This window comes from Vibrio sp. MarTm2 (assembly GCF_027587055.1).
In the GTDB taxonomy this organism is placed as follows: domain Bacteria; phylum Pseudomonadota; class Gammaproteobacteria; order Enterobacterales; family Vibrionaceae; genus Vibrio; species Vibrio sinaloensis_D.
The window spans coordinates 216,064-228,546 of record NZ_JAPPTK010000005.1; the positions used below are offsets into that span (position 1 = coordinate 216,064).

General features: G+C 47.4%; 9 protein-coding genes. 5 read left to right on the top strand and 4 right to left on the bottom strand.

The window, feature by feature from the left end:
• Positions 1–63 precede the first annotated feature (63 nt).
• From OH458_RS12860 to pepA, 3 genes are all read right to left on the bottom strand, one after another.
• Entirely contained in the window at positions 64–2,937 is a 2,874-nt protein-coding gene (locus tag OH458_RS12860) for a valine--tRNA ligase (protein ID WP_269978614.1), read from the bottom strand.
• Positions 2,938–3,054: 117 nt separating this feature from the next.
• On the bottom strand, positions 3,055–3,504 hold the full coding sequence (locus OH458_RS12865) for a DNA polymerase III subunit chi (RefSeq protein WP_005472629.1): 450 nt from the start codon (positions 3,502–3,504) through the stop codon (positions 3,055–3,057).
• A 68-nt stretch (positions 3,505–3,572) separates the two neighbouring features.
• The gene (gene pepA, locus OH458_RS12870; protein ID WP_269978615.1) at positions 3,573–5,081 is read right to left on the bottom strand and encodes a leucyl aminopeptidase; all 1,509 of its coding nucleotides are present in this window, start codon (positions 5,079–5,081) and stop codon (positions 3,573–3,575) included.
• 191 nt (positions 5,082–5,272) lie between these two features.
• Between pepA and lptF the strand changes: the two genes are divergently transcribed.
• Entirely contained in the window at positions 5,273–6,373 is a 1,101-nt protein-coding gene (gene lptF / locus OH458_RS12875) for an LPS export ABC transporter permease LptF (RefSeq protein WP_269978616.1), read from the top strand.
• 3 nt (positions 6,374–6,376) lie between these two features.
• Positions 6,377–7,447, top strand: coding sequence for an LPS export ABC transporter permease LptG (gene lptG / locus OH458_RS12880; RefSeq protein ID WP_039625617.1), 1,071 nt, complete (start codon positions 6,377–6,379; stop codon positions 7,445–7,447).
• Between the two features lie 39 nt (positions 7,448–7,486).
• Here the strand turns inward: lptG and mutS are convergent, their stop codons facing one another.
• Positions 7,487–10,024, bottom strand: coding sequence for a DNA mismatch repair protein MutS (gene mutS / locus OH458_RS12885; RefSeq protein ID WP_269978633.1), 2,538 nt, complete (start codon positions 10,022–10,024; stop codon positions 7,487–7,489).
• Between the two features lie 126 nt (positions 10,025–10,150).
• Between mutS and pncC the strand changes: the two genes are divergently transcribed.
• The 3 genes from pncC (at position 10,151) to recX (ending at position 12,418) form a co-directional block, all read left to right on the top strand.
• A complete protein-coding gene (pncC, locus tag OH458_RS12890; RefSeq protein WP_269978617.1) occupies positions 10,151–10,645 on the top strand; it encodes a nicotinamide-nucleotide amidase in 495 nt (164 codons plus the stop codon).
• A gap of 188 nt (positions 10,646–10,833) precedes the next feature.
• Complete coding sequence (gene recA / locus OH458_RS12895) at positions 10,834–11,880, top strand: recombinase RecA (protein ID WP_038140340.1); 1,047 nt, start codon at positions 10,834–10,836, stop codon at positions 11,878–11,880.
• 73 nt (positions 11,881–11,953) lie between these two features.
• Positions 11,954–12,418, top strand: a complete 465-nt coding sequence (gene recX / locus OH458_RS12900; RefSeq protein ID WP_005472727.1) for a recombination regulator RecX — start codon at positions 11,954–11,956, stop codon at positions 12,416–12,418.
• The last annotated feature ends 65 nt before the right edge of the window (positions 12,419–12,483 follow it).

The following is a 12,483-nucleotide window of genomic DNA, read 5'->3' on the forward strand; positions in this document are numbered from 1 at the left end:
CCACTAGCAAGAATAAAAAAAGCTGGTCGAGTGACCAGCTTATTTTTTTACTAGAGGCAAAGATTACAGCGCTGCAATCGTTGCTTTTTGCTCTTCTAGTTTCACTAGAGTCTCTTTGTAGCCTTCTAGCTTTTCACGCTCTTTAGCAACTACCGCTTCCGGTGCTTTAGCAACAAAGCCTTCGTTACCTAGCTTGCCTTCGATACGCTTGATTTCACCGTGAGTCTTCTTGATTTCGCCGTCTAGACGAGCAAGCTCAGCGTCTTTGTCGATAAGACCCGCCATTGGGATCATCAGTTCAGACTTAGCAACCAGCGCCGTTGCGCAAGCTGGTGTTTCTTCACCTACTTCCAGTACGCGTACGGACTCAAGTTTCGCTAGAGAAACCAGAACTTGCTTGTTCGCTTCTAGGCGTGCTGCATCTTCTTCGCTCGCAGCTTTTAGCATCACTTCAAGCGGCTTACCTGGGTTGATGTCGTATTCAGCACGTAGGTTGCGGATGCTAGTGATGAATGACTTCACCCACTCGATGTCATCAAGAGCTGCTTGGTTGAAGTTCGCTTCGTCGAACTGAGGCAGTGCTTGAAGCATGATTGTGTCACCTTCAACACCGTCAACCAGCGGCTTAACGCTCTGCCAGATAGTTTCTGTGATGTATGGGATCACAGGGTGCGCTAGACGAAGTGTCTTCTCTAGAACGGTGATTAGCGTGCGACGAGTACCACGTTGCTGAGCTTCACTGCCTTTCCAAAGAACTGGTTTGGTTAGCTCTAGGTACCAGTCACAGAATTGGTTCCAGATGAACTCATAAATCGTGTTTGCTGCCATATCCAGACGGAAGTTATCAATGTGACCATTGAACTCTTGCGCTGCTAGCTCAAACTGAGACTCGATCCACTTGTCTGCGAGTGAGTATTCAATCTCACCTGCCTGTTCGTTAGATGAATGGAAGCCACAATCTTGCTCTTCTGTATTCATCAGTACGTAACGGCTTGCGTTCCATAGCTTGTTACAGAAGTTACGGTAACCTTCCAGACGCTTCATATCCCAGTTGATGTCACGGCCAGTAGAAGCCATAGCAGCAAGAGTGAAGCGTAGTGCGTCAGTACCGTAAGGTTCGATACCGTTTTCAAACGTCTTGCGCGTATTTTTCTCGATCTTCGCTGCAAGTTGAGGCTGCATCATGTTACCCGTGCGCTTCTCAACAAGAGACTCAAGGTCGATGCCATCAATCATGTCGATTGGGTCAAGAACGTTACCCTTAGACTTAGACATCTTGTCGCCGTTTTCGTCACGGATTAGACCAGTAACGTATACCGTCTTAAATGGTACTTGTGGCTTACCGTTCTCATCTTTACAGAAGTGCATCGTCATCATGATCATACGAGCAACCCAGAAGAAGATGATATCGAAACCCGTTACGAGTACGTCTGAAGGGTGGAATGTCTTCAGATCATCTGTGTTCTCAGGCCAACCTTGCGTACCGAAGGTCCAAAGTGCAGAAGAGAACCAAGTATCCAGTACGTCGTCGTCTTGGCGTAGAACCACAACTGGCGCTAGGTTGTGGTTTGCACGAACTTCTTCTTCAGTGCGACCTACGTATACATTGCCGTCGTTGTCGTACCATGCAGGGATGCGGTGACCCCACCAAAGCTGACGAGAGATACACCAGTCTTGAATGTCGCGCATCCAAGAGAAGTACATGTTTTCGTATTGCTTAGGAACGAATTGGATTTCACCATCTTCAACCGCTTTAGTTGCCGTTTCAGCAAGAGGGGCGGTGCGAACGTACCATTGGTCAGTCAGCATAGGTTCAATCACCACGCCGCCACGGTCACCGTAAGGAACCGTTAGGTCGTGGTCTTTGATTTCATCAAGCAGGCCTAGCTCATCAAACTCAGCTACGATCGCTTTACGTGCAGCAAAACGCTCCATACCGTGGTACTTAGCAGGTAGCTCAGTTGAGTATGCATCGCTTGCTTCACCGTTAGTGGTGAATACTTCAGCCGCATCACGGATGTCTGCGTTGAAAGTCAGGATGTTGATCATTGGTAGCTGGTGACGTTTGCCAACTTCGTAGTCGTTGAAGTCGTGCGCAGGTGTGATTTTCACACAGCCAGTTCCTTTCTCCATATCAGCGTGTTCGTCACCCACGATTGGGATGCGACGATCAACGATAGGAAGTAGAATTTCTTTGCCGATAAGATCTTTGTAGCGAGGATCTTCTGGGTTAACCGCAACACCCGTATCACCGAGCATGGTTTCAGGACGCGTGGTTGCAACTACGATGTAGTCTTTGCCTTCTGCTGTTTTCACACCGTCTGCTAGCGGGTAGCGGAAGTGCCACATGTGGCCTTTTTTGTCTTTGTTTTCAACTTCTAGATCAGAGATTGCCGTGTGCAGTTTAGGATCCCAGTTTACTAGACGCTTACCGCGGTAGATTAGGTCATCTTCGTATAGGCGAACGAAAACTTCTTGAACCGCGTTAGATAGACCGTCATCCATTGTGAAGCGCTCACGGTCCCAGTCTACCGATGCACCTAGACGACGAAGCTGTTTAGTGATGGTGCCACCAGACTCGCCTTTCCATTCCCAGATTTTGTCGATGAAAGCATCACGGCCGTAGTCGTGCTTTGTTTTGCCTTCTTCAGCAGCGATTTTACGCTCAACAACCATTTGGGTTGCGATACCTGCGTGGTCTGTACCGACTTGCCAAAGGGTGTTTTTACCTTTCATACGCTCTGCGCGGATCAGAGTATCCATGATCGTATCTTGGAACGCGTGGCCCATGTGTAGGCTACCAGTGACGTTCGGTGGTGGGATCATGATTGAGTATGATTCTTTGGTCGTGTCACCGTGTGGCTTGAAGTAGCCTTTCTCTTCCCAAGCTTGATATAAAGCCTGTTCAATTGAAGTTGGGTTATATGTCTTTTCCATAGCTATAGATATTCTGCTGATAGGTCTGGTTTAATTCTAAGTCAATCTTTATAAGTGAGGGATCTCTGACAAGATCGCCTTAGCTATAAGGATTGACCGGTTATTGGTGCGGTGGTGCTAGCTGTGTTCGATCTCGATCGTTTGTAGCTGATAGCCCGCTTGACGGTAGATTTTATATCTTTCTCGCGCCAGTTGCTTGGCTTTTTCTTCGCAAGGGACGAAGTCTACCACCTCAGCAAACTTGTTCGCAAAGGTTGTCTCATTTTCCGCCAAATTTATTACTATTTGCCGATTCCATGAGGGCTTAACAGCTTGATAGCCTATTTCCACCTTGGTGCCATATTTTGGTCCTTCGCCAACCAAGTTGTGGGCAATAAAGTGATGGGGCTCGGCTTGCCAAAAAGTCTCAGCAATCTGTTCTGCGTGCGATTTGTCGTGGCAATTCAGATACACCTTGGCACCCTGTGAGGCAAAATGTCTGGCAAGAAACAGTACATAGTCGCCAAAACCCACGGCATTCGATTGCGGGGAGTCTGGTTTGATAATGTAAAACGTTGCGTTTGCCATTTTGTTTTAGCTCACTATTGCTTTAGATACAAAAAAGGGCCTTGCGGCCCTTTTGACGAAGTTGAGGTTTATTCCTCTGTGTCTTGGCCACTGCGGTTAAGCAGGAATTGGACAAGCATTGAGACAGGGCGGCCCGTAGAGCCTTTTGCTGCGCCCGACTTCCAAGCTGTACCCGCGATGTCGACGTGTGCCCAGTGGTATTTCTTGGCAAATTTAGACAGGAAACAACCCGCTGTGATCGTGCCAGCAGGGCGGCCACCGATGTTTGCCATATCAGCAAATGGGCTCTTCAACTGCTCGTGGTACTCGTCAGCCATAGGGAGACGCCATGCACGGTCACTAGATTGCTCAGATGCGTTGATCAGTTCGTGTGACAGCGGGTTATGGTTAGAGATAACCGCACTGATGTGGTGGCCTAGAGCCATGATACATGCGCCAGTTAGAGTCGCTACGTCAACCACACACTCTGGCTCGTAACGTTCAACGTAAGTTAGTGCATCACACAGGACTAGACGACCCTCAGCGTCAGTATTAAGTACTTCAACCGTTTGACCAGACATTGTCGTCAAAATGTCACCTGGACGGTAGGCATTGCTGCCTGGCATGTTCTCACAACCAGCAAGAACCGCGACGACATTGATTGGCAGGTTAAGTTTTGCCAGTGCTTTCATTGTGCCGAAGACAGAGGCAGCACCACACATGTCGTACTTCATCTCATCCATACCTTCACTTGGTTTGATAGAGATACCGCCTGAATCGAAGGTTAGACCTTTACCCACAAGAACGATTGGTTTTGCTTCTGGATCTGGGTTGCCCTTGTACTCCATGATAGACATCATCGATTCGTTTTTAGAACCACGGCCAACGGCTAGGTATGAAGTCATACCCAGTTTTTCCATCTCTTGCTCGCCAATGATCTTAGTCGTTACTGTCTCATAATCATCCGCGAGGCGACGAGCTTGAGAAGCAAGGTAAGCTGGGTTGGCGATGTTTGGTGGCATGTTGCCTAGGTCTTTCGATGCTTTCACACCAGACGCGATAGCAAGACCGTGTGCGATTGCTTTTTCGCCAAGGTTTAGCTCACGACGTGTTGGTACGTTGAATACCAGCTTACGAAGTGGGCGGCGAGTTTCTGGTTTAACGCTCTTAAATTGGTCGAACGTGTAAAGGCCATCTTTTGTTGCTTCAACCGCTTGGCGTACTTTCCAGTAAGTGTCACGACCTTTAACGTGCAGTTCTGTTAGGAAACATACTGCTTCCATTGAACCTGTTTCGTTGAGCGTATTGATGGTTTTTTGAATGATTTCTTTGTATTGGCGCTCGCCAAGCTCACGCTCTTTACCACAACCGACAAGTAAAACGCGTTCAGACAGTACTCCAGGTACTTGATGAAGCAGTAGCATCTGCCCTGGTTTACCTTCCAGATCGCCACGGCGAAGTAGAGAACTGATATAGCCATCGCTGATTTTGTCGAGCTGTTCAGCGACCGGAGAAAGACGGCGTGGTTCAAACACACCTACAACGATACATGCGCTGCGCTGTTTCTCAGGGCTGCCACTCTTTACACTGAACTCCATGCGTACTCCTACATCCTGAAGACAAATAGAACTAAATGTTAGATAATGCCGTCTTACTTGTTGATTCCTTACTCGGAACTATCCTTAAATAAGCGCGTTAACAGTTAGCCAAAAAATTTAAAAATAAAAGGTTCAACGGGAAATTATAGTGATTCAATTAAAAAAACAAGTTTTGTATAGGTAATTTCAGCGTGATTATTGTTAGATATTTGATCCGCGAGACACTCAAAAGCCAATTAGCGATATTTTTTGTGCTTTTACTCGTCTTTATTAGTCAGACTTTTATCAAAGTTTTAGGCGATGCGACGGACGGTGATATCCCTGCTCGACTGATCTTAGCTATCGTTGGATTAAATATTCCCCAAATGGGGCTTCTGATGCTGCCGATGAGCTTATACATCGGTATCTTGCTCACTTTTGGCCGTTTATACAGCGAAAGTGAAATTACCGTCATGAATGCGACAGGCATGGGCAGTAAGTTTTTGATCCGTGCGGCGATGTCACTTGCGTTTATCACCACAGCACTGGCTGCATTCAACACGCTTTATTTAGCGCCATGGAGTCAAGAAAAAGAGGCTCAGTTGATAGAGCAAGTTGCGGCTGAAAACAGTGTCGACTTGTTAAAAGCGGGTCAGTTTCAGCGTACACCAGACGGCTCTTCTGTCGTCTTCATTGATGAAATCCGAGACAACAAGCTCAACAACGTGTTTGTGGCTCAAGTGCGCCCGCGCGATGCGATTTTACCGAGTGTAATGTTCTCTAACTCGGGTGAAGTGCGTGAGCACGATGATGGTCGCCAAATGATTGTGATGCATGATGGTACGCGATACGAAGGCATACCTACTCGCTTGGATTACATGGTGACAGAGTTTGAGCATTACAGCGGTTTGATTGGTCAACGTGAAGTCCAAGCTAAGCGCCGCAGTTGGGGCGCGGTGCCAACACTAGACTTGATTGAGAGTACCGATTTGTCTGCAAAAGCCGAGCTTCAATGGCGTATATCGCTCTTTGTTTGTATCCCACTGTTGACCATGCTTGTGGTGCCTCTTTCTGCCGTTAACCCGCGCCAAGGTCGCTTTGCCAAAATGGGGCCAGCGATTCTGGCTTATTTTGTTTACTTTATCTCAATGTCGACGACGAAATCAGCAATTGAGGATGGCAATATTCCAGCAGTGATTGGTATGTGGCCAATCAACTTTGCTCTGTTAGTGGCGGCGATTGGCGTCAACTTTATCGACAGCGTTCCTGTGCGACGCATGAAAGACAAATTTAGACAACGTAAGGTGTCGTAACTCGTGTTTAAAATTCTAGACCTCTATATCGGCCGAACCATTATCGCGACGACCTCTATGGTGTTAGCGACTCTTATCGGCTTATCGAGCATCATCCGTTTTGTAGAGCAATTACGCAGTGTAGGTAAGGGAAGTTACGACTTGCTCAACGCGTTCTATTTTGTCCTGTTGGGAATTCCACGCGATATTGAATTGTTCTTTGCCATGTCTGCTTTACTGGGTGCCTTAATCGGCTTAGGTATTTTGGCATCAAGTTCTGAGCTCGTGGTCATGCAGGCTTCTGGCTACTCCAAACTCGATATTGGTTTGTCGGTACTGAAAACCGCAATTCCATTAATGCTGATTATCATGCTTCTAGGGGAGTGGGGGGCGCCTCAAGCGCAAAAAATGGCACGCGAGCTGCGTTCATTCTCGATTTCTGGCGGGCAAATTGTTTCCGTTCGTGCCGGGGTCTGGGCGCGAGATGTGGATGACTTTATCTTCATCGGCAAGGTGGAAGACGACACGCTCTATGGTGTGAAGGTTTGGCGATTCGATGATGAGAAGAAACTCTATCAAGTGATGTTTGCCCCTGAAGCGGACTACTTAGGTGATAACCAGTGGCTCATGAAAAATGCGGAAATTACCGACATGGCCGACAAGGTTGAACTCGCTAAGTCTAAGGTGAAGGAATACGCGTGGAAAACGACGTTAGTTCCTGACAAGTTGGCTGTGGTAAAAGTAGAGCCGGAAGAGTTGGCGATGAGCGGTTTGTATGACTACGTCACTTACCTTAAAGCCTCAGAGCAAGACGCCTCTCGCTATGAACTGGCCCTTTGGCGTAAAGTCACTCAGCCAGTATCCATTGCGGTTATGATGTTGCTCGCGCTGTCGTTTGTCTTCGGCCCTTTGCGTAGCGTAAGTATGGGGGCGAGGGTTTTATCCGGTGTGGTTGCTGGCTTTACTTTCTATATTTCGAGTGAGTTTTTTGGTCCACTGACTTTAGTCTATGGAATTCCTCCCGCAGTGGGGGCGGTAATGCCGAGTTTGGTATTTTTAACCTTGGCACTGATGCTGCTGCGAAGAAAATTGTAAAAAAATGGCTGCCCTTTGGCAGCCATTTTTCATTGAAGACTAAAGCAACTTTTTAAGTCGATATAGCTCTTCCAAAGCCTGACGCGGAGTGAGATCGTCAGGGTCAATATTGGAAAGCGCTTCTTCAACTTCACTCGGTTCTGGAATAAGGCTTAATTGATTCGCGATGTCCACACCGCTACTTGGCGTTGATGATGCTTCTATTTGACCGATTTGTTCGAGTTGGGTCAGCTTAGCGCGTGCATTTTTGATTACGCTCTTTGGTACGCCAGCAAGTCCCGCGACAGCAAGACCGTATGATTTGCTCGCAGCGCCTTCTTGAACGGCGTGCATAAAGGCAATGCTATCGCCATGTTCAACCGCATCAAGGTGAACATTGGTTAAGGTCGGTATTTGGCTTGGCAACTCAGTGAGCTCAAAGTAGTGGGTCGCAAACAATGTCATTGAACCGAGCTGTTTTGCCAACCATTCCGCGCTCGCCCAAGCCAAAGATAGGCCGTCATAAGTACTGGTACCGCGCCCAATCTCATCCATTAGTACTAGGCTATTTTGTGTTGCGTTGTGCAAGATGTTAGCGGTTTCCGTCATCTCAACCATAAAGGTAGAACGGCCTGATGCCAGGTCATCCGAAGCACCAATACGAGTAAAGATACGATCCACCGAACCAATGGTTGCTGACTCAGCAGGCACGTAAGAACCAATGTGAGCCATCAGTGCAATCAACGCGGTTTGGCGCATGTAAGTCGATTTACCGCCCATGTTCGGACCAGTAATGATTAACATCTTACGTTGGGCATTGAGCTCGATTGGATTGGCAATAAACGGCTCGTCCATCACTTGCTCAACAACTGGATGGCGGCCAGCTTGGATATGAATACCAGCCTCTTTGGTTAAGTTCGGGCGACAGTAATCTAAGCTGTCTGCACGTTCTGCTAGGTTTTGCAAAACGTCAATTTGAGAGACTGCAGAGGCGACATTTTGCATTTGCTCTAAATGTGGAAGAAGCAAATCAAACAGCTCTTCCCAAAGTTGTTTCTCCAGCGCTAGCGCTTTTGACTTTGAGTTGAGGACTTTATCTTCATGTTCTTTTAACTCAGGGATGATGTAGCGTTCTGCGTTCTTAAGCGTCTGGCGACGTACGTAGTGTGGCGGCACTAAATGGCTTTGCCCTCTGCTGACCTGAATAAAGAAACCGTGGACATTATTGTAGCCCACCTTGAGTGAATCAATGCCGTGACGCTCACGCTCGTCTTGCTCCATTTGCTCAAGATATTCGGTCGCACCATCTGCCAATTTACGCCATTCATCGAGTTCAGCGTTGTACCCTTCTGCGATCACACCGCCATCACGAATAACCACAGGCGGGTTCTCTTTAATAGCACGCTCTAGCAGTTCGCACACCTCATCCATTGGCGCCGCGTATTGCGCTAACTTAGCGAGGTAAGGGTGGTGAAGTGAGCTCATTAACTCAGATAGTTCCGGCAACTGCTGCATCGCATAGCGTAGACGAGCCATATCACGTGGGCGAGCACTGCGCAGCGCCAAACGGGCCAGAATACGTTCGATATCGCCAATCTGCTTAAGTACTGGATGTAAGTCACTAAATAAGGCTTCACCTTTTAGCTCAGCAATAGCATCTAGACGGTGGTTTAGCGTATCAATGTCGCGCATCGGCTGATGCAACCAGCGTTTGAGCATACGGCTACCCATGGCGGTCGCTGTATGATCCAAAACTTCAGCAAGGGTGTTGTCTGTACCACCGGCAAGGTTTTGGGTGATCTCTAAATTTCTGCGTGTTGCCGCGTCAAGAATCACCGAATGATCTTGGCGATCGAAGGTCAAAGAGCGAATGTGCGGCAGTGCTGTTCGTTGGGTATCTTTCACATATTGAATCAGACAACCCGCTGCGCATAATCCGAGTTTGGCGTGTTCGACTCCAAACCCAACTAAATCGCGTGTACCAAACTGTTGGTTGAGTTGTTGCTTCGCTGTCTCTAGCTCAAACTCCCATACCGGGCGGCGGCGGTTGCCATTGCGAGAAGACATCAAATGCACGGGTTCGAAGTCTTCTGGGAACAGCAGCTCGCGTGGCGCGGTACGTTGCAACTCGGCTGCCATTGCTTCTTCTGTTTCCGGTTCCATGAGCTGGAATCGACCGGAAGTGACATCGAGAGTCGCGTAGCCGAATTTACCATCGTGGTGATAGATAGCGGCGATAAGGTTATCGATACGCTCGGAAAGCAGGGCTTCATCAGTAACGGTGCCAGGGGTGACAATACGAACCACTGCACGCTCTACTGGACCCTTACTCGTCGCAGGATCGCCAATTTGTTCACAAATCGCGACGGACTCGCCAAGCTGCACCAATTTGGCTAAATAGCCCTCTACGGCATGGAAGGGGACGCCCGCCATTGGAATCGGCTCGCCAGCAGATGCGCCGCGTTTAGTCAGAGAAATATCGAGTAGTTGTGACGCGCGTTTGGCATCATCATAGAAAAGTTCGTAAAAATCGCCCATTCGATAGAACAGCAAGATGTCAGGGTTCTCGGCTTTTAACTTGAGATACTGCTGCATCATTGGGGTATGTTTTTGCTTATCTTTTTCAGGTAACGCTTTCACGGGTAACTTCTTTCGTTTATGTCTATTGCGGCTTAGGATACGTGAATCGACATTGGGCGAAAAGATGCAAGAGGGTATTTAGATATGGAATCACAACAAAACCTGTCAGCGCGATTGGGTGAAGCACTATTACGTCACCAACAGGTACTCGCAACCGCAGAATCTTGCACAGGTGGCGGGGTGTCCGCTGCGATTACCGATATAGCAGGCAGCTCCGCATGGTTTGATCGTGCGTTCATCACTTACAGCAATGAAGCTAAGATGGAAATGCTAGGTGTAAAGGAAGAAACGCTTGACGCTCACGGGGCGGTGAGTGAAGCAACCGTGGTTGAAATGGCGCAAGGTGCAATTCGACATTCGCGTGCAACGATCTCGGTTTCTATAAGTGGTATCGCAGGTCCTGGTGGTGGCTCGGATGAGAAACCTGTTGGAACAGTGTATTTTGCTTGGGCAGACGACAAAGGTTGGTTAAAAGTGGCCACTTATTGCTTTGAGGGGGATAGACGATCAGTACGTCGACAAGCTGTTATCAAAGCGCAGCAAGTACTGTATGAGAAGCTAAGTGTCGCAGAGCAATGAATAAGTAATGAATTAAAAGTTTCGATAAATTAGATAGATATCATCAAAATTCAAAAAAAATCCATACAGGTGTAGACACTGTATGAATCAACAGTATAATGACTTTCATTGATGGTTCAGTGCTTGGCACTGGATAAAAGAATTTGATTGATATTCATCAGCACAAGATGAGTCTTTTGGAGAAAGTGATGGACGAGAACAAACAGAAAGCGCTCGCCGCTGCGCTAGGTCAGATTGAAAAGCAATTCGGTAAAGGTTCAATCATGCGCCTGGGTGATAACCGCGCAATGGATGTAGAAACAATCTCTACTGGTTCACTTTCTCTTGATATCGCACTGGGTGCTGGTGGCCTTCCGATGGGTCGTATCGTAGAAATCTACGGTCCTGAATCATCGGGTAAAACAACGCTAACTCTTGAGTGTATCGCTGCGGCGCAAAAACAAGGTAAAACTTGTGCATTTATCGATGCAGAGCACGCACTTGATCCTGTTTACGCGAAGAAGCTTGGTGTTGATATTGATGCACTATTGGTTTCTCAGCCAGACACTGGTGAGCAAGCTCTTGAAATCTGTGACGCGCTAGCTCGTTCAGGTGCTATTGACGTAATGGTTGTTGACTCGGTTGCTGCCCTAACACCTAAAGCGGAAATCGAAGGCGAAATGGGCGACAGCCACATGGGTCTTCAAGCGCGTATGCTTTCTCAAGCTATGCGTAAGCTAACCGGTAACCTTAAGCAGTCTAACTGTATGTGTATCTTCATCAACCAAATCCGTATGAAAATTGGTGTGATGTTCGGTAACCCAGAAACCACAACGGGTGGTAACGCACTTAAGTTTTACGCATCGGTTCGCCTAGACATTCGCCGTACGGGGTCTATCAAAGAAGGCGATGAGGTTGTGGGTAACGAGACTCGCATCAAAGTAGTTAAGAACAAGATTGCAGCACCATTTAAGCAAGCTGAAACGCAAATCATGTATGGCCAAGGTTTCAACCGTGAAGGTGAACTGATTGACCTAGGCGTTAAGCATAAGCTAATCGAAAAAGCGGGCGCATGGTACAGCTATAATGGCGACAAGATTGGTCAAGGTAAAGCAAACGCAGGCAAGTTCCTACGAGAAAACGTAGAGGCAGCACAAGCTATCGACGCTAAGCTGCGTGAAATGCTTCTGTCGCCAGCAGAAATTCAGCCAGATGACGCAGAACTAGGCCAAATGCCTGAGCAAGAAGAGCTATAACATAGCCTTATGAATTTAAAGCCCTGCTTATGCGGGGCTTTGTTGTATTTAGAATATGAGAATTTAATCCGACATGTTCCAACGAAAACCCCCAACACTGTCGAGCAAAGAAGCCGCTATTCAACTGCTCAGTCGTCGTGATCATGGTGAGTATGAAATGTATCAGAAACTTAGCTTGAAAGGTTATGAAGAGGATGCGATTCAAGAAGCGATTAATTTTTGTTTAGATCATAATTACTTAGATGATCTTCGTTATGCCAAAAGCCAAGTGAGGCAGCATGTTTATAAAGGCCATGGAGAGCGCCGCATTCGCCAAGAGCTGAATCAAAAGCGAGTGGCCGAGTCAGTCATAGAAAAAGCGATGGAAGAAGAGCCGCAAGATTGGTTCGAATTGGCAAAAAGTGCTGCCGAGAAGAAATTCAAAGGAATGAAAGCGAAAGACCAAAAAGAGTACGCCAAACAGGTGCGTTTTCTTCAATATCGAGGTTATAGCTTTGAACAAATCAGCTATGCGCTCAACTCGGAAACTGAGGATTAACAGCTAAATGAGTCGTTAATTTGATGATTTAGTTTCGTTTCCACAATCCAAATACTCTTTTCTGC